13 protein-coding genes are annotated in these 20,214 nt (G+C 56.9%); 8 read left to right on the top strand and 5 right to left on the bottom strand.

Annotated features, from left to right (window positions below; translation table 11 throughout):
- Positions 1-47 precede the first annotated feature (47 nt).
- The 6 genes from KGD89_RS05750 (at position 48) to KGD89_RS05775 (ending at position 9,822) form a co-directional block, all read left to right on the top strand.
- Positions 48-746 (top strand): sulfite exporter TauE/SafE family protein, encoded by a 699-nt coding sequence (locus KGD89_RS05750; RefSeq protein WP_074569097.1) that lies wholly within the window; start codon positions 48-50, stop codon positions 744-746.
- Positions 747-812: 66 nt separating this feature from the next.
- Positions 813-1,361: a hypothetical protein gene (locus tag KGD89_RS05755; protein ID WP_025258856.1), complete on the top strand. Its 549-nt coding sequence runs from the start codon at positions 813-815 to the stop codon at positions 1,359-1,361.
- Positions 1,362-1,456: 95 nt separating this feature from the next.
- The gene (guaB, locus tag KGD89_RS05760) at positions 1,457-2,926 is read left to right on the top strand and encodes an IMP dehydrogenase (RefSeq protein WP_025258857.1); all 1,470 of its coding nucleotides are present in this window, start codon (positions 1,457-1,459) and stop codon (positions 2,924-2,926) included.
- A 120-nt stretch (positions 2,927-3,046) separates the two neighbouring features.
- Positions 3,047-4,624, top strand: a complete 1,578-nt coding sequence (gene guaA / locus KGD89_RS05765) for a glutamine-hydrolyzing GMP synthase (protein ID WP_025258858.1) — start codon at positions 3,047-3,049, stop codon at positions 4,622-4,624.
- A 143-nt stretch (positions 4,625-4,767) separates the two neighbouring features.
- Positions 4,768-8,631 carry an ATP-binding protein gene (locus KGD89_RS05770; RefSeq protein ID WP_025258859.1) on the top strand — a complete coding sequence of 1,288 codons (3,864 nt, stop codon included), beginning with the start codon at positions 4,768-4,770 and terminating at the stop codon, positions 8,629-8,631.
- Positions 8,632-8,671: 40 nt separating this feature from the next.
- Positions 8,672-9,822 (top strand): IS3 family transposase gene (locus tag KGD89_RS05775; RefSeq protein ID WP_117148206.1). Its coding sequence is split into 2 segments (ribosomal slippage): positions 8,672-8,906 and positions 8,906-9,822, totalling 1,152 coding nucleotides; the frame shifts between segments, so codons are not numbered across the junction.
- 202 nt (positions 9,823-10,024) lie between these two features.
- On the opposite strand, the gene KGD89_RS05780 is transcribed toward KGD89_RS05775, so the two are convergent.
- Positions 10,025-11,971: a putative bifunctional diguanylate cyclase/phosphodiesterase gene (locus tag KGD89_RS05780; RefSeq protein ID WP_038399758.1), complete on the bottom strand. Its 1,947-nt coding sequence runs from the start codon at positions 11,969-11,971 to the stop codon at positions 10,025-10,027.
- Positions 11,972-12,312: 341 nt separating this feature from the next.
- Positions 12,313-12,690: a winged helix-turn-helix transcriptional regulator gene (locus KGD89_RS05785; RefSeq protein WP_025258861.1), complete on the bottom strand. Its 378-nt coding sequence runs from the start codon at positions 12,688-12,690 to the stop codon at positions 12,313-12,315.
- A gap of 101 nt (positions 12,691-12,791) precedes the next feature.
- On the opposite strand from KGD89_RS05785, the gene KGD89_RS05790 reads away from it, so the two are divergent.
- Positions 12,792-13,916, top strand: coding sequence for an NADH:flavin oxidoreductase (locus tag KGD89_RS05790; RefSeq protein ID WP_025258862.1), 1,125 nt, complete (start codon positions 12,792-12,794; stop codon positions 13,914-13,916).
- 195 nt (positions 13,917-14,111) lie between these two features.
- Positions 14,112-15,932, top strand: coding sequence for an amidohydrolase (locus KGD89_RS05795; RefSeq protein WP_025258863.1), 1,821 nt, complete (start codon positions 14,112-14,114; stop codon positions 15,930-15,932).
- A 71-nt stretch (positions 15,933-16,003) separates the two neighbouring features.
- Here the strand turns inward: KGD89_RS05795 and KGD89_RS05800 are convergent, their stop codons facing one another.
- The 3 genes from KGD89_RS05800 to KGD89_RS05810 form a co-directional block, all read right to left on the bottom strand.
- The gene (locus KGD89_RS05800; protein WP_025258864.1) at positions 16,004-18,424 is read right to left on the bottom strand and encodes a TonB-dependent siderophore receptor; all 2,421 of its coding nucleotides are present in this window, start codon (positions 18,422-18,424) and stop codon (positions 16,004-16,006) included.
- Between the two features lie 112 nt (positions 18,425-18,536).
- Positions 18,537-19,502, bottom strand: coding sequence for a FecR family protein (locus tag KGD89_RS05805; protein ID WP_025258865.1), 966 nt, complete (start codon positions 19,500-19,502; stop codon positions 18,537-18,539).
- Positions 19,503-19,549: 47 nt separating this feature from the next.
- Positions 19,550-20,047 (bottom strand): RNA polymerase sigma factor, encoded by a 498-nt coding sequence (locus KGD89_RS05810; RefSeq protein WP_025258866.1) that lies wholly within the window; start codon positions 20,045-20,047, stop codon positions 19,550-19,552.
- Between the last annotated feature and the right edge of the window lie 167 nt (positions 20,048-20,214).

Raw genomic sequence — 20,214 nt, forward strand, 5'->3', positions numbered from 1 at the left:
AGTTGGGCTTTGCACCGTTGGATCTGCTGTGGATCGAACTGGCCGTGATGGCGGCCTATATAGTGTTTGGCGTCGCCGGTTTCGGTACGGCGCTGGTGGCCGGGCCTGTCCTGATTCATTTCATGCCGCTGTCGCGGATCATTCCCTTGCTGGTGATGCTGGATTTCCTGGCGGCTTTCGGCAACCTGCTGCCTTCCCGGCAATCGGTGGTCCGCTCGGAGTTGCTTCGCCTGCTACCTTGCATGGCGGTGGGCTGCACCTTGGGCGTGCTGTTTCTGCTCAATCTCAAGTCCGATGTACTGCTCCTGATGATGGGGCTGTTCGTGACGGCGTATGCGCTTTACAGCCTGGCAGTCAACGTACGACCGACCCAGCTGGCGGCGGGCTGGGCGATCCCCATGGGCACGATCGGTGGCTTGTTCGGTGCCTTGTTTGGCAGTGGCGGTTTTCTCTACGCGATCTATCTCAACAGTCGCCTGACTTCCAAGGAGCAGGCGCGGGCCACGCAAAGCGCCCTGATCAGTTGCAGCACTATCGTGCGCCTCGGGCTGTTCTTGCTGGCCGGGGTCTATGCCGAAATGCCCTTGCTGCTTCTGGCGGTCTGCCTGTTGCCTGCGATGTTGCTGGGTTCATGGATCGGTCGATCACTGGTGACGAAACTGTCCCGTGAAGCCTTTGTGCGGCTGGTAACCTGGCTGGTGCTGGTCAGCGGTCTGGCGTTGATCGGTCGTTACATTGCCGGTTGATGGGGCGGCGTTCCGGGCTGACCTGTTAAACTGCCGCCCCCGATCAGCCTTCAGCGACACATTGCCATGAACACCCAGAGCATCATCGTCCCGCAAATCTCCAGTTTTCCCGGACATGAGGCACGGGCGCGCCTGATTCTGCGCTGGCTGGTGAAGCTCAATGTGGTCGAGCCGGAACTGAGCACCTGCGGGCGAACCTACAACAAAATGGCCTATGCCATTGCGCCGGGCGCGAAAAGGGTGGTGCAGCACCCCGACGCCTTGCCGTTCGGGCAGGTCGTCAACGGGCTGGAAATCGTGACCAGGCGCTGCATCTTCACGCCGCTGAACAATTTTGCCGAAGAGGCCGGTTGCCCCGAGTGCCGCCGGGAAATCGGTGAGGCGCTGTTCGATAGCCTGGAAGACTGGATGCCCGGCCATACCGATAACTTCATCTGCCCCGAATGCCGCCATGAAGACGATATCAACGGTTTTCTGTTCCTGGACGCCTGCGGTTTCTCCAACCTGGGTTTCATCTTCAATAACTGGCTCGATGCATCCTTCACACAGAGCTTCCTCGACGACTTCGCGGAACGCCTGGATCGCCCGGTTTCCTTCGTCAAAGTCCGACTATAAGTTCGTTTGATATTAGGCTGAGGTTTGCATTGAGCCTGCGCAGGTGTGTAGGTATAATGGCGCGCTTCCAATTTTCCCGCCCGGGAGCCCCCGCGATGCTGCGTATCAGTCAAGAAGCCCTAACATTCGACGACATTCTCCTTGTGCCCGGTTATTCCGAGGTACTGCCTAACGAAGTCAGTCTGAAAACCCGTTTGACCCGTGGCATTGAACTGAATATCCCTTTGGTTTCCGCTGCAATGGATACCGTCACTGAAGCCCGTCTGGCCATCGCCATGGCTCAGGAAGGTGGTATCGGTATCATCCACAAGAACATGACTATCGAACAACAGGCTGCTGAAGTTCGCAAGGTCAAGAAGTTCGAGGCCGGTGTCGTCAAGGACCCGATCACCATCGAGGCTGACGCCACGGTACGTGACCTGTTCGAGCTGACCCGCCTGCACAACATCTCCGGTGTACCTGTCCTGCATGATGGCGACCTGGTCGGCATCGTGACTTCCCGTGACGTGCGCTTTGAAAACCGTCTGGATATCCCTGTTCGCGAAGTGATGACGCCCAAAGAGCGTCTGGTCACCGTACGCGAAGGCGCAGACAAGAACGAAGTGCGCGATCTGCTGCACAAGCACCGTCTTGAAAAGGTCCTGATCGTCGACGCCAAGTTCGCGCTCAAGGGCATGATGACCGTCAAGGACATCGAAAAGGCCAAAGCCTACCCGCTGGCGAGCAAGGACGACCAGGGTCGTCTGCGTGTCGGCGCTGCTGTCGGTACTGGCAAGGACACTGGCGATCGTGTTTCGGCGCTGGTAGCTGCCGGTGTTGACGTGGTGGTAGTCGATACCGCTCATGGTCACTCCAAAGGCGTGATCGACCGCGTTCGCTGGGTCAAGGAAAACTTCCCTGAAGTGCAGGTCATCGGCGGCAACATCGCCACTGGCGAAGCGGCCAAGGCTCTGGCTGCGGCTGGTGCTGACGCGGTCAAGGTCGGTATCGGCCCAGGTTCGATCTGCACCACCCGTATCGTTGCAGGCGTGGGCGTACCGCAAATCAGCGCCATCGCCAACGTTGCCGCTGCCCTTGAAGGCACTGGCGTTCCCCTGATCGCCGACGGCGGCATCCGTTTCTCGGGTGACCTGTCCAAGGCCATCGTTGCCGGCGCAAGCTGCGTGATGATGGGGTCGATGTTTGCCGGTACTGAAGAAGCGCCGGGCGAAATCGAACTGTTCCAGGGCCGCTCCTACAAGGCTTATCGCGGCATGGGCTCGCTGGGCGCCATGTCCCAGGCGCAAGGTTCTTCGGACCGTTACTTCCAGGATTCGTCCGCAGGTGCCGAGAAGCTGGTGCCGGAAGGTATCGAAGGCCGTGTGGCCTACAAGGGTTCGTTGTCGGCCATCATCCATCAACTGATGGGCGGCCTGCGTTCTTCCATGGGCTACACCGGTAGCGCCGATATCGAAGAAATGCGCACCAAGCCCGAGTTCGTACGCATCACCGGCGCTGGCATGGCTGAGTCCCACGTCCATGACGTGCAGATCACCAAGGAAGCACCTAACTATCGTGTCGGCTAAGGCCGACGATAGCTTCAAGCTTTAAGCTACAAGCGGTGGTTGCGGTGACGCAACTACCGCGACTCCGACAACTTGCAGCTTGCAGCTTAAAGCTCGCAACTGCTCATCAGAGCTCCTTCCATGGCCCTCGATATTCACGCCCACCGTATCCTGATCCTCGATTTCGGCTCCCAATACACCCAACTGATTGCCCGCCGTGTGCGTGAAATCGGTGTGTACTGCGAACTGCATCCGTTCGACATGGACGATGAAGCGATTCGCGAATTCGCTCCACGCGGGATCATCCTCGCTGGCGGCCCCGAGTCCGTCCACGAAGCCAACAGCCCGCGTGCTCCGCAAGCCGTGTTCGACCTGGGCGTGCCGGTCTTCGGTATCTGCTACGGCATGCAGACCATGGCCGAGCAGTTGGGTGGCCGCGTTGAAGGCTCGGACCTGCGCGAGTTCGGTTACGCCCGTGTCGACGTGGTCGGCAAGAGCCGCATACTCGACGGCATCGAAGACCATGTCGATGCCGATGGCGTCCTGGGCCTCGATGTCTGGATGAGCCACGGCGACAAGGTCACCGAAATCCCGGACGGCTTCCACGTCCTGGCCAGCACACCAAGCTGCCCTATCGCCGGCATGGCTGACGATACCCGTGGCTACTACGGCGTGCAGTTCCACCCGGAAGTGACCCACACCAAGCAGGGCGGTCGCATCCTGTCGCGTTTCATCCTCGATATCTGTGGTTGTGAAGCGCTGTGGACCCCGTCGCACATTGCTGAAGACGCGATTGCCAGCATCCGCGCCCAGGTCGGTACCGACAACGTCCTGCTGGGCCTGTCTGGCGGCGTCGATTCTTCCGTGGTCGCAGCTTTGCTGCACAAAGCCATTGGCGATCAACTGACCTGCGTCTTCGTCGACAACGGCTTGCTGCGTCTGCACGAAGGCGAGCAGGTCATGGCCATGTTCGCCGAGAACATGGGCGTCAAGGTCATCCGCGCCAACGCCGAAGAGCAGTTCCTGAACAACCTGGCTGGCGAAAGCGACCCGGAGAAAAAGCGCAAGATCATCGGCCGCACCTTTATTGACGTGTTCGATGCCGAATCCTGCAAGCTCGACAACATCAAGTACCTGGCGCAAGGCACCATCTACCCGGACGTCATCGAGTCGGCTGGCGCGAAAAGCGGCAAGGCTCACGTCATCAAGTCGCACCACAACGTGGGCGGCCTGCCGGAAGAAATGAACCTCAAACTGGTCGAACCCCTGCGCGAGCTGTTCAAAGACGAAGTCCGCCGCCTCGGCCTGGAACTCGGCCTGCCGTACGACATGGTCTACCGCCACCCATTCCCTGGCCCGGGCCTGGGCGTGCGTATCCTGGGTGAAGTGAAAAAGGAATACGCCGACCTGCTGCGTCGCGCCGACCACATCTTCATCGAAGAACTGCGCAAGGCCGACTGGTACCACAAAGTCAGCCAGGCATTCGTTGTCTTCCAGCCAGTCAAATCGGTTGGCGTCGTAGGCGATGGCCGCCGCTACGCCTGGGTCGTTGCCCTGCGCGCCGTAGAAACCATCGACTTCATGACCGCACGTTGGGCACACCTGCCTTACGAACTGCTGGAAACCGTCAGCGGGCGGATCATCAACGAGATCGAGGGGATTTCGCGGGTGACTTACGATGTTTCGAGCAAGCCGCCGGCTACGATTGAGTGGGAATGATCCTACGGTGCAGCATGAAAGAACCGGCTTTTGCCGGTTTTTTCATGCCCGAACGAATGGTTTACTCTCGCTATTGAAAGTTCCGCATTATTGGTAGCAGTTCTCTGTCAGTAGCTGGATATCGTCAAACACGGAAGATCAGAATGAAATTCCTCACAGATGATGAGATTAAAGTTGCGTACGCTCACGTCGGAGCCGTAGACGAAGGGAGTGTTGGGCCAGATAGAGCAAATTATCTTGCGTTAACGGACGCTGATTTTGAACTCCTTCTGTACAGCATCTATAGAGAGTGTACGTCTGATTTTCCGTGGTACAGCAATGCTCGTTTGATGGTCACGGGAGCAGACCAAGGGCGGGATGTTTGGCTTACGAAGGATGAGCGGCCGGTTGGGCTTATTCAGTGCAAAAAAGTTAAAGCTGGTTTTACTCGGCCGGACACGCTCCGTGAGGTAATCAAGTTCCTTCTAAATGTCGTGCTTGAGCCGGCGCTTATGCCGGACCCGACCGATTTCCGCTTTATTCTTGCCCTTGCTTCGGATCCTGCAAGTACAACAGCCGATTTTTTTGACACGTCACAGACTTGGCTAACTGCCAATGAAGCAAAGCTTTTAGGTCTGGTTACCGACGTCATTAAAAAGTATGAGGCATTCTCGACACTTAAGATCGAGGCTGTTATGCCAGGCATCAGTACGGCTCTCAAAAGTTTGAAATATGAGCTTCTTAGGCCAGTCGACCTCGATGCGTTACTGGAGCGCATTCCTGCTGTCCGTCAACGGTTTTTCAAAGTTCAACTTGTCATGTCTCTGAAGGATGCCGATGCCATGATTGAGGCTCGGTTCGCTGCAGTCGGCTTGGTTTCAAAGAGCACAACGACATTCACCAGAGATGATGTTGAAGAAGACATTACGCGCGGGTCACGCGGTCTGGCTGATTGGCCTCAAATGATTTGGGGACAGCATATAGAACGACCAGAGTTCGACGAACTGATCCAGCGGATCAGTCGGCATCCTGCAGGCTCCACGCTGGTCGTCGGAGGAGCAGGGACTGGGAAGTCAGCACTGCTCGCTGAGCTGTATTGTGCCCTCAAAGCCCGCGGCCAGATTGTGCTAGCGATAAAGGCCGACATGCTTAGCCCTGATATTGTGAATTTCGCCGACCTCGCCCGCGATCTTGGTATGTCAGGTGATATCGAACAGGAGCTTCTCTCGCTGGCGGTTGAAGCGCCGGTTGTGCTGATCATTGATCAGCTTGACGCTGTCAGTGAAGTGATGGACCAAAGTTCACAGCGCATGCAGGTTTTACTTCGCCTTGCGTCTCGGCTACAGGAGGCAGAGAGTCAAGAGGGCAATAAACTTCCCATTCACGTAATCGTTTCTTCGCGACCATTTGAGGCGAAGTTCGACGCTCGATTTAGGTTACTTGATGCGGATGAGTTACTACTTGCTCTGCCTCCGTTCGAGCGGATATCCACACTGCTTGGTGAGCTCGGTATCGACTCCACGGTCGTGCCAGATAGTCTCAAAGAGGCGCTGCGTACACCTTTTGCTCTCGCTATATACGTTGATCTTGCCAAGTCTGGCTTGAATCCTGCGGATTTTACAGCAGCAAACTTACTTGATCGATGGCTCGACAAAAAATTACCTGTAGGGACCGCGCGTGCTTCGTGTCTGGCGTTCTTGCGCCAACTCGCAACTGACATGACGCAGTATGAGAGCCTCTGGCGGCCGGCCGCTCACTATGATCCTGATTACAGCGAGATGCTGCGTTGGGCCGAGTCAATTGGCATCGTCATCCGCGAAGACGTCAGTATCGGATTCAGTCATCAGTCATGGCTAGATGATTTCCAAGCTAAGACACTCCGAACCGCACAAGAGCTGGCTGATTATGCATGGAGTCGCCAAGAAGGGTTATTTGCGCGGGGAACAGTCTTGCGTGGCCTTGAGCATATGCGAAGGGTTGATAGGGCTTCCTATGAGGTTGCTATTCGCTTGTTGCTACCAAACCCCAAGACACGCAGACATTTGCGCCATCTTGTGGCCGATTATTTGGCGAGTGTTGATGATCCGAGCGCAAGTGATATTGCTTGGGTCGATTGGATGGCGCGTAACGATCATGCACTTGCGAATCGGGCATTCAGGCAGCTAGCGACAAGATGGCCGTACTGGAGGTCAGGGGTGCTGCCGCTCCTTCCTTTTCTTCTACAGGACGAAAAGCATCGCTGGAATGCGACCATGTTGCTCGTTCGAGAAGTTGCTGAGGACTCGAGCCAAGTTATGGATCTGGTCGACCGCTATTGGTCTGATACTTCACATGACGGAGATGTGTTTAGTCTCTTTGAGCGTTCTGGTATTGCGACCGACCGTGCAATCGCCCATGTCCGTACGATCTTTAATCGAACGACGTTGGCAGATTGGGCGATATCCCATTACGCCAAGACTTTATATGAGAACGGTAATACTCACGTTGCTTTGGATCTCATTTCATTTTGGGCTGAGTTGCAGCCTGCGGATCGGCACAATGACATCAGCGTTTATGGTGTTGAAAAGATTGCGGCAGCCGCACCGCTCTATTGTGCCGAACGGCTCCTGCCTTGGTTTGTTGGGGTGGCATCGCGAGAGGTTGGTGATGGACGGCCAGGGCATCGGTATCCGCAATCGATATCTGTTCCATACGATTGGAAAAATGACTCTGGCCAAGGGCATTTGACGCAGCTTCTGCGAAGTGTGCTCGAAGAGTCAGCAGTTTCTGACCCGCTGGGTGTGCGCACCTTGCTTGTTACTGTTGTTGCTGTAGAAATTGATGAGGTCCAGTCGCTAGTGGCCGATACCCTGGCGGCGAACTCGGCTGTATTTGCTGAGTATGCGCTCGCGTTTCTCCTGGCCGATCAGCGGCGTCTTCATCTAGGTAGCGACATGTTCGACGATGAAAGAAGTGTCGGCCACATGATCTGTGGTTGGTCGTCAAGCACACTGATTGCCCAGATCACTCCCTACCTCTCTCTCGCTGATATTGAGCGGATGCGCGATTACATCGAGGCTTGGGAGCCTTGGGGGAAAGAATTACAGGAAGAGCGAGATCCTGCCCATCGAAGGCAATTGCTCCGTTGGTCTGATGAGCGGAGGTTGCGTTTACTTGCCGAACTACCTGTGCAAGTACTGACGCCCCGTCGTCGTAGGCAAGTTGAGGAGTGGCAGGTCGAACAGCCCACGCTACAAGCAAAGCGTGGCGGTCGGAGGATGGCGCAGTTCGTTGGATCACCCATGAGTCACGATCAGATGGCGAAAGCCAGTGACGATGCGATTATCAAAATGTTCGATGCAGTAAATGACCACACTGGGCGTCATGAGCACCCGAAACACTGGTTGAAGGGTGGTATTACTGAGTTGTCTCGGGCTTTTGCCGCGTTTGCGAAGTCGTTTCCAGACCGTGTTCTTCGTATCATTCCGCGTTTACAACCGGGTCTGCACGAGCAGGTTACAGGCGCCGCGATTAGGGAGTTGTCGGCGGTTGAGGCAGTTGACGCTCAGACACAAAAAGCTTTGATTTTGGATGCCCAGTCCCGTGGCTTTTCGTCGACTAGCTTTCGCCACGATGTTGCCAGCGCCATGGAGGTACTCGCTAAACGCCTGAAAGGTCTTGAGGGTCGTGACATCGAGTTGCTCAAGGGCTGGCTGCAGCGCGACCCCAATGTGTTGGCCGCAGAAACACTACGTCACGCCAAGTTAAACAAATCCAATCGTGAGAGGAATGAAAAACCAGATCAACGCCCTGAGGCCATGCTATTTGGCCGGGGCGGGGGGATGCATTTTCTCCCTCAGCGCAATTTCACGCTGCTGTCTGCGATCGCGGCGGGATATCTTTATCGTAACGGCGTGGATTTTGATGGTTGGCTCGCGGAGTTGGAACTACACGTTACTTATCCTGAAGATCCCGAGGTTTGGAGTGCGATCCTAATATTCAGGTCGTATGAACTTTGGTGGGCAGATGAATCGCCCCGGGTTTCGTAGACACCTCCATGCCTTAAAATGAGGCCAATCAGGAGGTGCCATGAGCAACCCGCGTTATCCCGAAGAATTCAAAACCCAAGCGGTCAATCAAGTGACCGAAAAGAAGCTTCCCGTCGCTGACGTAGCGGCCCGTCTTGGTGTGTCGACGCATAGCCTCTATGCGTGGATAAAGCGCTACAGCAAACCTCAAGAAGAACGGCAGCAAGACGATGACCAGCACGCTGAACTGCGTCGACTGCGAGCGGAACTCAAGCGGGTCACTGAAGAGCGAGACATCTTAAAAAAGGCCGCCGCGTACTTTGCCAAGGAGTGCGGCTGAAGTACGCCTTTATCAAGCAGCGCGCGGGCGACTATTCCATTCGACGGCTTTGCCTGACGCTGAAAGTCCATCCCAGTGGTTATTACGCCTGGTTGTCTGAGCCGCAATCTGCACGCGCTAAAGATGATCAGCGATTGCTGGGTTTGATTAAGCATTCATGGCTGGAGAGTGGCGGAGTGTATGGCTATCGCAAAATCCATGATGATCTTCGCGAGGTCGGTGAAGATTGTGGTCGGCATCGTGTGGCGAGGCTGATGCGTCTTGAGGGGCTGCGCTCTCAGACAGGGTATCGACGACGCCCTGGAAAGTACGGAGGTAAGCCAGCAGTCGCCTCACCCAATTTACTGAAGCGCCAGTTCGATGTCGTAGAACCCAACAAAGTGTGGGTCACCGACATCACCTACATTCGCACGTACGAAGGCTGGCTGTATTTGGCTGTGGTGCTGGATCTGTTTTCTCGTCAGGTCGTTGGCTGGTCAATGAAGTCGCAGATGACCAGTGATCTAGCCATTGATGCGTTATTGATGGCGGTTTGGAGGCGTAAGCCGAAACAGGAGGTGATGGTTCACTCCGACCAAGGCAGCCAGTACAGCAGCACCGATTGGCGCAGTTTTTTGAAGGCGAATAATTTGGTTGCCAGCATGAGTCGCCGAGGCAACTGTCATGACAACGCCGTAGCCGAGAGCTTTTTCCAGCTTCTAAAGCGGGAGCGTATCAAGCGGAGAATCTACACCACGCGGCAAGATGCTCGTAGCGATGTGTTCGACTACATCGAGATGTTCTACAACGCAAAACGCCGGCATGGTTTCAACAATCAGCTGTCACCGGTAGAGTTTGAAAAGCGTTACGCAATGAGCTTGCAAGGTGTCTAGAGAATCCGGGGCGATTCAATGCCTATTGATAATAGAGTGGGAGTTATCCTGCGTCCGGTGTAGGCTGGCAGTGATTGGATTGGCAAGAAACACCCAAAAGCCCGCATAACTGCGGGCTTTTCGCTTTTGGGGCTGGCAAATTCAGATAGCGGGGCTTGCTACCGTGGCACGAGCGCCAGCTGCGCCTTGCCCCATCAGCAAATTAAACCGCCTGCACCCTGGCCAGTTGCTCGCCTTCAAGCCAGGTGCTGATGTCGCTGGCGCGCATGGGTTTGGAGAACAGGTAGCCCTGGGCCCAGGCGCAGCCGAGGTTTTTCAGGGCGTCGAGTTCTGCGGCGGTTTCCACGCCCTCGACGATACATTCCAGCTTCATGTCCTGGCACAGGGCAATCAGTGACTTGACGATCTTGAAGCTGGCCGGGTTTAGGTGGATGTTGGTGACGAAGGTGCGGTCCACCTTCAGTTTGGTCAGCGACAGCGCGTGGATCTGGCTCAGGCTGGAATAGCCGGTGCCGAAGTCGTCGAGGGAAATGCCGCAGCCCAGTTCGCGAAACCGGCTGATCGCTCGCTGGGTCTGCGGCAGGTCCTGGATGACCGCGGTTTCGGTGATTTCCAGATCGAGACAGGCCGGGTCGAAACGGCTGCTTTTGATCAGCTCGACGATCTGCTGGGCGGCGTCCTCCGAACCACAGTCGTGGGCGGACAGGTTGAATGACAGGCGGATACCCTCAGGCCAGCTCGCGGCCGTGTCCAGCGCCTTGCTCAGCAACGGCACTGTGAGGCGATTGACCATGCCGACGCGCTCGGCAATCGGGATGAACTCACTGGGCGGTACGTTACCCAACTCCGGACTTTCCCAGCGTGCCAGGGCCTCGAACGCGACGGTTTGCTGGCTGTGAACATCCACGATGGGCTGGAACACCACGTGAAACTCATCATCCAGATCGGCCCTGCGCAGGGCTTGTTCGGTCAGCCCTTCGCGATTGAGCTGCTGGCGATGGGCTGCGCTGAACAGGCAGACCGTGCCGGGGCGGTGGCGCTTGCTCTGATACAGGGCATAGTCGGCGTATTCATACACTTGCGTGGCGTCGGATGCCTGATCCGGGAAGGTCGCGATGCCCAGTGACGCACTGATCTGGATAGGGATATCCACCAGCAGGAACGGCTCGCGCATGCTGGCGCAGATTTTCTCGCCAAACGTCCGCAACTGGTCGTCGCTCATGGCCTGAGTGATGATCAGGCCAAACTCGTCGCCTCCCAGCCGGGCCAAGTGTACATCTTCGTCGAGCAGCCCGGTCAGGCGCTGGCCAACCTGACAGAGCAGTTTGTCACCAATGCTATGGCCATAAAGATCGTTGACCGGCTTGAAGCCATCCAGGTCGATCAGTCCCACGGCCAGGCGAATCTCCTGCTCGCGGGCGCGGGACAGCAGCGTATCGAGGCGGGAAAAGAACTGCCGCCGATTGGCCAGTCCGGTCAGGCTGTCCTGATTGGCCAGATGAAGGTTTTCCTCGCTGAGTTTTGCCGTCTGCGCCTGCATGTTCACCAGCCGGGTGAAGTCGGCGTACTGCGCCTTGAGAATGATCAGCATGGCGATGGACACCAGCAGGACGTCAATCGCAGTGGCAATAAAAGTAATGATATTGGTGGACGCGAAGAACACCACGAACGCGGTGTTGACCACTGCTGTGGTGGCCAGGGCTGCTGGCAGCAGGTGCATCATGCAAAAAATGCAGCCAATGACGGTGATCGCCATATAAAAGGCGACATGCGCCTGGGCATAGCTGTCGCCATAGGGAAACAGCGCCAGCGACCAGGCGGTGAACGCTACGGCGACAAACGGCGCGAGCATATTGGTACGCTTCAGCGCCGCCAGCATCTGCTCCGGGGTGCGTGTCCGCCCGCGCGTGCGCATCCATTCCGCGGCACGAATCACTCCGAACAACGTCATGATCAACGGGCAATACACCACCAGCCAGCGCGGCGCGACCGCAAAGTGGGTGCCCGCCAGCATCAGGGTGTTGATCAGCAGGATGAAATACATCATGGGCAATTGGCGAGACAGCGCGATGTATTGCGCCTTGACCAGCCCAGGATTGTCCTTGGGCACAGACATCAACGCTCGCACGCCGAGCAGTGTTTTCTTCATCAGACGACGCTCTGAAAATACAACCAGATAAATAACCGAACGGATTATCCTTTCCAGACCGGATCGAGCAGGGCTAGAAACTGCTCTCATGGGATCGTGTCGGCCAATCCTCTGGTTTCTACAATTTTTACGACTAGTGGCACTTTGATTTCGTTCCGTCGAGCGGTCGTAATAGTTGTAAGCGAGGCAGGCACCGTCGAACGGCATCGACAATTAATGGCCAATGGGCTGTCATCCGCGACGATTGGCGCTTTTCCGGAGGTGAGACGGTTTTTTAACTTTTGGCTTAAGACGGTGTTTATAGGTCAAAAACTTCAATCTCAACAATACATGGGCCCCCCCTAAATCTCCCTCCCAGCCGCACTATCAAACTGTAACCTGGCCTCTTCAACCTCCGGCAATTTCACCAGTGTCCATTTGTGCAGCTCACGAAATGGCTGTTGCAGGCTTTGGCCCAGCGGGGTGATTTCGTATTGCACTGCCACGGGCGACAGCGAAATGACGTGCCGAGAGACCAGTCCATTGCGTTCCAGTCGTCTCAGGCATTGTGTCAGTGCCTTTTGTGTTACGCCTTCCAGTCGGCGTTTGATGGCATTGAAGCGGTGTGGCTCTTCATCCAGAACAGCCAGAACCATCATGGACCACTTGTCTGCGATCTGATCAAACAGTGCGCGGCTGGGGCAGTCCGACGAAAAACATTGTGGCTGTATTTCGAGCATCAGGTTTCCTCAGGTATACCTAGGCGATTCAAGGTGCCTAATTGACATTTAGTTTACAAAATATACTTATATGCCTTCCGAAATCAATGGATTCAACTTCGATGTCAAACCTTGATACCAGCGTTTTATTCCGTCCTTTTTCCATCGGCTCTCTGGAATTGAAAAACAGGATTGTCATGGCCCCGATGACGCGCCTCTTCGCTCCGGAGGGCATACCGGGTGAGGCGAGTGCTGCCTATTATCGCCGTCGGGTGGAGGGGGGCGTTGGGTTGGTTCTGTCGGAAGGCACGGTCATTGATCGCCCGGCGTCACGTAATGAGGCCAGCATTCCTTTTTTCCATGGTGACGCGGCGTTGGCCGGATGGAAGAACGTGATCGATTCGGTTCAAGGTGCTGGTGGTCGCATGGGGCCGCAACTCTGGCACACCGGTGCAGTACGTAGCGACAGGGGCTGGGAGCCGGATGCGCCCGTTGAAAGCCCGTCTGGCCTCAATACGCCAAGTGATCCGCGCGGTATAGCGATGAGCGAAGAGGATATTGCCGATACGGTGGCTGCGTATGCCAAGGCCGCTGCAAATGCCAAACGCCTGGGCTTCGACACCGTCGAGATTCATGGGGCTCATGGTTACCTGATCGATCAGTTCTTCTGGGCGGGCACCAATCAGCGCACCGACCGTTATGGCGGCCCGACTATCAAAGAGCGCTCACGCTTTGCCAGCGAGATCGTTGCTGCCGTTCGTGATGCGGTCGGCCCCGAATTCCCGATCATCATGCGCGTCAGCCAGTGGAAACAGCAGGATTTTGGCGTGCGTGTCGCCGAGACACCAGCGTTGATGGAAGACTGGCTGCTTCCGCTGGTCGAGGCCGGTGTCGACGTTCTGCACTGTTCGCAACGCCGTTTCTGGGAGCCTGAGTTCCCCGAGATCGATGGCGAAAACGGATTGAACTGCGCGGGCTGGGCCAAGAAGGTGACCGGGGCCGCGAGCATCAGTGTGGGTTCGGTTGGTCTGGACAACGATGTAACCAATGCCTTTGCCGGCAAGGGTTCGGCCCCTGCGCTTGCGAGTCTGGACCGGCTTGTCGAGCGCATGGAGCGCGACGAATTTGACCTGATCGCAGTAGGTCGCGTGCTGCTGAGTGACCCGGACTGGGCGTCGAAGGTAGAAAGTGGAGAACTCGCAACGTTGGGCGGATTCAACCCCGCTTCTTTAGCCGAGTTGGTTTAAGCGTCTTGTGATGCAGCTCCCGTGTTACGGGAGTTGCTCTGCAATCGTTCGATACTCGTGAATAGGAAATGTCGGCATGCTCAAGCTCGCTTGAATACGGGCTTTTTTTCACCCCGAATTATCTGGAAAGTCCCTGTGCTGGCACGTTAATCTCAGCCACCACCCTCACACAGTAATCCCCTGAAAGGAATCACCATGTCTGAACGCCTCCAGTTCGGTTGTGCATGTTGTACTCCCCATATGTTGCCGACTTATCAGCACGATCATGAAAAATGGCAAGCCTTGCTCGCGCAGCAGCAGGGGAGCAGAGAGTTGCCGCAGGCCGTAATTTTTCATGGTGGGCACATCTATCCGGACCCCCAAAATCCCGAGCGGTTAGTGGAGGCCATCGGCATTGCCCAAGGCAAGGTGATTGCAATTGGCAGTTATGCTTTTGTGTCCGCCGAAATGGCTCAGTACAGTCCTCTCGAACGGCTGCTCACGGCCGACGAGACCCTGCTGCCCGGTCTGATCGATCCGCATGCGCACCTTGTGTCGAGTGCGCTCATGACCACCTGGGCGGATTTATCGCCGTTTACCGGGCAGAACCTGAACACGGATTACGACAAGCAGTACATAGAGACTCAGCTTCGGGCTGCCATTGATAAGGTTCCGGCGGATGGATGGGTGACGGGGTACGGCGTCGATCCGTCGTTGATGACGGTCTGGGAGGATATTGGAGCCAGTTTCCTCGACCCTATCAGTACCAAGGTCAAGATTTTCCTGCTCAACGCATCCGGGCATATCAGTTATGCCAACACGCCTGCACTGAAAGCGGCCGGGCTCGACAAGGAATTCTCGGCAGGGGTTCTGACCGAGCAGCAATCCCAGCTTATGATCAAGGCCATGCCGAGATTCAACCAGGAGCAGATCCTTACCGGTCTGGCGAAAGTGTTCCGGCAAGCGAACGAGCGTGGTATCACGACCGTGTTTGATGCGAGCGTCGGGCTGATTGCGGGGACTATTGAAGTCGACATCATGAGAGGGCTGGCGCAGACCTCGGCTATGACTGTCCGAGTGGGTGGAGCCCTGTACGGCAACAGCAACGACCTGATGACCTGGATCAACTGTTACAAGCCCGAGTTGTCGAGCGATGGGGACAGCCTGTTCACCTTGCGTGCAATCAAGCTGATCGCCGATGGCTCAAACCAGGGTCTGACCGGGCTGCAGAGTCAGCCATACGAGTGTTGCGAAACGCATTCGGTGCCCGGTGTCGGCGCTTACGGTCTGTTCAACTACGATCCGGTACGAAAACTGGCGGAGGTAATGGCTACGGTGAGCAGCGCAGGCTGGCCGATTTTGACCCATGCCAACGGCGACGAAGGCATCGCCAACGTGCTGGCTGCCTATCAGATGGCTCTCAGCAAGGTGCCGCCTCCGCCAGTACCCAAGCGGCCTTTCCCGACTGAGCCGGCCTGGGCCGGGCAGCGCCACCGGATCGAACACGCTTCATTGCTTCACGATGATGCCATCGGCCTGATGAAGCGGATGGCGATCTCGCCAAGTTTTCTGATCGGTCACGTCGGCTACTGGGGCAAGGCGTTCAGGGACACGATTCTCGGTGCCGAGCGTGCGCTGCTGCTGGACCGCTGTGCCTCTGCGTTGAAAGCGGGTCTGCGGATCAGCCTGCATAGCGACCATTTTGTCACGCCACTTGGTCCTCTGCGCTGCATGGAGCAGGCTATCGGGCGCGTGATGGAGGCTTTGACGGATGAGCGGGACGAGGACAAAAGGGTTCTGAACAAGGATGAACGCCTTGACGTGAATCAGGCTCTACGCGCTGTGACTATCGACGCGGCCTGGCAATGCCATCTCGATCATCAGATCGGCTCGCTGCTAACGGGTAAGCAGGCCGACCTAGTGATCCTGGAGAAGAACCCATTGCAGTTGCCGGAATCTTACAGCGCCGGCATGCGCGACATTGAGGTGCGTGAAACCTGGGTGAACGGAATCAAGGTGTTTGCCGCCGGCCAGTAATGCCGTGGCGCCAATTACCGAGCGACCAAAAGAAAGCCCCTGAACTCAGGGGCTTTCCTGCATCTGGCAGATCAATACTTCCACGTCACCGAAGCCGTCAAATTCCGTGGTGCGCCATAGTTGGTAGACCCTGCCGACTGATACAGCGACAGCAAGTATTTACGGTCGGTGATGTTGTTCATGTTGAGCGATGTGTTCCAGTGTTCGTCGATGTCGTAGCTGGCCATCAGGTCCACCAGGGCGTAGGCCTCCTGGCTGACATTACTGTTGGTGTCCAGCTCGGTTGAGCTTTGCCATTGAAGGCGGGTGCCGACTTTGGCTTTGGGCAGGCCGGGCAGGCGATAAGTCAGGCTGCCGCGTAAGGTATGAGTGGGGATGTACTTGCGAGCTTCCTCGCCATCGTCGTCTTCGATCCGCACAAAGTTATAGCCGCCAGCCAGTTCGAGGCCGGTCAGCACTTCGCCGGAGGCTCCCAGTTCGATGCCCCTGCTTTTTACGTTGGTGCCGCGATAAACGTATTGGCCTCCCACGATTTCCCCGGTGAGTTCGGCGACGTTTTGCTGGTCTGTCTTGAATACTGCAGCGGTCACGGTCAGCCGTTCATCAAGCAGACGACCTTTCACACCGGCTTCCATACTTTTGCCTTCAAGTGGCAGGATCACTCCACCGCTGGTGCTACGCACGTATTGGGGTTTGAAGATTTCTGTCCAACTGGTGTAAAGGCTCCACTGTGGCGTGAGGTCATACACCAGGCCGGTGTAGGGCGTGACCTTGCCGTGTACTCGTGTGTTGTGCGGCGATCCGTAGCCCGCACCTTCACCGTCGGCGCTGAGCATGCGTGCCCCGGCGATCCAGTGCAGGTCGTCTGCAAGGCTGAAACGCGCCCCGGCGAACAGGCTTTTCTGGCGGTCGGTGAACCGTTGGGTGTTGAGGTCGTCGGTGTAGTTCAGTGCCGGTTGCACCACGTTACCGGCCAGTGCATCCGAGAGGCTGACAAGCTGGTTGCCCGATGCGTCTCTGTAGTGCCCGCGCTCGTCATGATGAGTGCGCCCGTAATTGGCACCCACGGTCAATTCGTGTTCTCGACCAAAGAGTTTGAAAGGGCCAGACAGTCGAGCTTCCCCTGTCACTTGATGTTCAGTGCTGGTGGTGCGGTTGATATAGGCATAAGCATCGGTAGCCGTTGCCGGGATGGCGTACAGCATTTTGGTATCGGAATCCTGGTTCATCCCGGCCAGGGTGACAGTGCTTGCCCAGCCATTGTCGAAAGCGTGTGTCAGTTCGACGAACGCACGTTGGGTGTGGACGTCCCAGTAGGTCCACGGCTGGCCGACGCTGGAACTGCGGCTGCTGTAGTGAATACGGTTGCCCGCGTAATCGGCGATAGGCAAGGCTCCCCAGGTACTGCCATTGGAGTAGCTGTTCTGTTGGGTAAAGCCCACGGTCAGGGTGTCGGCATCGGACAGGTCAAATGCCAGCAAACCCGCTGCCACGTTGACTTCGTGGCTGTACTGATCGAGGTAGGAGTTGCCTTTGTCATGGGAGGTGATGAAGCGTCCACGAACCTTGCCGCTGTCGGTCAGAGGGCCAGACAGATCCACACCCAGTCGGCGGTTGTCCCATGAGCCGATGCTGCTGTCGACTCTGGCCTGAAACGTGTCGGTAGGCCGTTTGCGCACGAGGTTGACGGTGGCCGACGGATCACCGGTACCGCTCATGAGCCCGTTTGCGCCATGCAGCACGTCAACCTGCTCGAACTCGGTCATGTCCTGATCGCCCACCAGCACACCGCCCGAGAAGGGCAGGCTCATGCCATCGTATTCGAAGTTTTCGATCTTGAAGCCACGGGAGGTAAAGGCCGTGCGATCGGTTTCAAACTGTTCGACGGTGACTGACGGCGCATTGCGCAGCGCCTCTTTCACGCTGTTGAGTTTGAAGTCGTCCATTTGCTCGCGGGTGACCACGGTGATCGCCTGTGGCGTGTCCTTGTCGCTCAGGCCCAGGCGTGTTGTGCTGGAAACCGGCCTGCCTTGGTAGCCTTGGCTCAGGCCACCGTCTTGCATGGCCTGATACTGAATCCGGGTCGGGCCAAGGATGACTTCGTTGCCAGCGCTGTTGCGGTCTGTCGGGACAAGGTAAACCGTGACCGCGTCAGTGCGAGAGAAGCTGTACCCACTGCCTTGCAGTAGTTTCACCAAGGCTTCTTCGGCTGAGTAACTGCCGATGACTGCACTGCTGCGCAGGCTGGCATCCAGGTCGCCATCGAGCAGCACGTTCTGCCCGGATTGTCGGCTGAAGCTCAGCAGGGCCTGACGCAGTTGTTGCGCAGGGATATTGAGCGACAGTTTTTCTACCGTGCTTGCAGCGGCCTGACCTGGAGCTCCATGAGCCTGAACGGTTCCGACGAGTAAGGTGCAGGCGAGCGCTGCACTCAGGGCATTACGCTGCCAGCGGGTATCGTTTTTCAGGCACGGGGTGGATTTTTTGGCCATTCAGGTCGCTTCCTGTGAAGTATGCGCGGATATGCGAGTAGCAATCAGTCCCGTTAAGACGGATGAGCAATTGCGATTCCTGACGGTGTCTTGAATTATTTATGCGCAAGTTTCAGGCGGGGTAGATCAGCGTGACCAGATCGGTATAGCGAGCCGTGCGCACCGACAGAGCCCTGGAAAGGACATCCAGCATCTGATCGGGTCGGTTCAGGTTGAGGATCAGGCTGACCCTGCGTGCAGCGAGGCGCTTGTCCATAATGAAGATTTTCCCTTCTCGCCATCGCTGCAACTCATCGACAACGGTGAACAGCGGGGTGTCGAAGAATGCCAGGCGACCATTGCGCCAGGCGAGAATCTGCTCCAGTTCCGCGTGCTGAATGGCACCGGTCTGGTTGGCACTGAAGCGCAGGGAAAGGCCTTCTTCAAGGTCCGTCTGCTGAGTGGCGGTGACGACGCGCACGGTTTTGCGACTGACAGCCACACGTGCGGTTGCCTGATCGCATGTCAGGCAGAATTCGCTGTCATTGGCGATCACCACGCCTTCTTCAGTGCTGACCCGGAACTCGCCGGCAGCGGCGGGCACCACGTTGAAAAACGCTTCGCCTTGAAGCAGCGTCACTGAGCGTCGGGTCGCGGAGAAGTCCAGGTTCAGGGCAGTGTTGCCAGCAAGGTCGACTGTCGATCCATCCGGCAGGCTCACCTTGCGCCGCTCGCCCACGGCAGTGCGCTCGTCGGCAAACGGTGATCCTGACCCCTTGAGCCAGAAGGACGTTGCGCCCGCCGTGACCGCCACGGCGCTGGCGGCGATCCCGAGCCCGACAAAACGGCGTCGCGATAGTTGAGGGCGAGCGGCGGGGCGCGCAGGTTGCAGCAGGAGTGCCGAGGCGTCCCACAGACTTTCCAGTTCGGCATAGGCCTGTGCATGCCGAGGGTCAGCCGCGATCCACCTGGCCAGATCCTCGCGCTCAGCCTCTGTCGGTGATCCTCCCTGTACCAAGGCAAACCAGGCGCTGGCCTGATGACTGATGTCATCATCCTGATGTACAGGCGAGTCGTGGATCGGCGGTTCGGGATTCATGGGGTAATCGATTCGGCTGGAATGAGTACTGGCGGGCGATTGTACATTCACCGGGACATGCCGAGCTTCAATAAATCCAGAGCCTTGACCATGCGGCTGTAGGCGGTCTTCGGGGAGATTCCGAGGCGTTCGCCAATCTCGGCATAGGTCATGCCTTCGACCCGCACCATCAGGAACACTTCGCGGCAAGGTTCAGGCATGCCTTGAATCACGTCGTTCAGGGTTGCCAGTTGCTGGTTGGCAATGGCCGCCTGTTCGAGCGTCGGGGTTCTTTGCCCCAGGCTGACCATCTCCTGCTGTTCCAGAGGCTCGCCTTTGCGGTGTTCCTGGCGACGGGTGTGATCGATAAACAGGTTGCGGGCGCTGGAAAACAGGTACGCACGGAAGTTTTCTATGCGCGTACGGCCCATCTGTTCTGAGAGGCGAATGAAGGTGTCTTGAGTCAGGTCCGCAGCGGTCTCTTTGCAACGCAAGCGGCGATCCAGGTATTCCTGGATTTCTGCGCGATGGGCGAGATAGAGCGCCTTGAGATCTGAACCGGACATAAAGCCACCTTGGCTGGCATGCAAGCGAGCGCGGGAAAATATCACAAACGAGAATCGTTTGTGTTGGGGCTTGGTGTCAAAGTGCACTTCTGGCCGATAGAGATGATGAGTGGCGATCAGGATTGAGTCATGGCAACTCCAAAAGAGCGGATGTAACCCTCAGCGTT

This window comes from Pseudomonas cichorii, assembly GCF_018343775.1.
GTDB classification, from domain to species: domain Bacteria; phylum Pseudomonadota; class Gammaproteobacteria; order Pseudomonadales; family Pseudomonadaceae; genus Aquipseudomonas; species Aquipseudomonas cichorii.

What these genes read in the sequence shown, in the direction of transcription:
- KGD89_RS05770 (WP_025258859.1), top strand. Translation starts at nt 4,768, where the DNA reads ATGAAATTCCTCACAGATGATGAGATTAAAGTTGCGTACGCTCACGTC.
- KGD89_RS05790 (WP_025258862.1), top strand. Translation starts at nt 12,792, where the DNA reads ATGTCAAACCTTGATACCAGCGTTTTATTCCGTCCTTTTTCCATCGGC.
- KGD89_RS05805 (WP_025258865.1), bottom strand. Translation starts at nt 19,502, where the DNA reads ATGAATCCCGAACCGCCGATCCACGACTCGCCTGTACATCAGGATGAT.
- KGD89_RS05795 (WP_025258863.1), top strand. Translation starts at nt 14,112, where the DNA reads ATGTCTGAACGCCTCCAGTTCGGTTGTGCATGTTGTACTCCCCATATG.
- KGD89_RS05750 (WP_074569097.1), top strand. Translation starts at nt 48, where the DNA reads ATGGCGGCCTATATAGTGTTTGGCGTCGCCGGTTTCGGTACGGCGCTG.
- KGD89_RS05785 (WP_025258861.1), bottom strand. Translation starts at nt 12,690, where the DNA reads ATGCTCGAAATACAGCCACAATGTTTTTCGTCGGACTGCCCCAGCCGC.
- KGD89_RS05810 (WP_025258866.1), bottom strand. Translation starts at nt 20,047, where the DNA reads ATGTCCGGTTCAGATCTCAAGGCGCTCTATCTCGCCCATCGCGCAGAA.
- guaB (WP_025258857.1), top strand. Translation starts at nt 1,457, where the DNA reads ATGCTGCGTATCAGTCAAGAAGCCCTAACATTCGACGACATTCTCCTT.
- KGD89_RS05780 (WP_038399758.1), bottom strand. Translation starts at nt 11,971, where the DNA reads ATGAAGAAAACACTGCTCGGCGTGCGAGCGTTGATGTCTGTGCCCAAG.
- KGD89_RS05755 (WP_025258856.1), top strand. Translation starts at nt 813, where the DNA reads ATGAACACCCAGAGCATCATCGTCCCGCAAATCTCCAGTTTTCCCGGA.
- guaA (WP_025258858.1), top strand. Translation starts at nt 3,047, where the DNA reads ATGGCCCTCGATATTCACGCCCACCGTATCCTGATCCTCGATTTCGGC.
- KGD89_RS05800 (WP_025258864.1), bottom strand. Translation starts at nt 18,424, where the DNA reads ATGGCCAAAAAATCCACCCCGTGCCTGAAAAACGATACCCGCTGGCAG.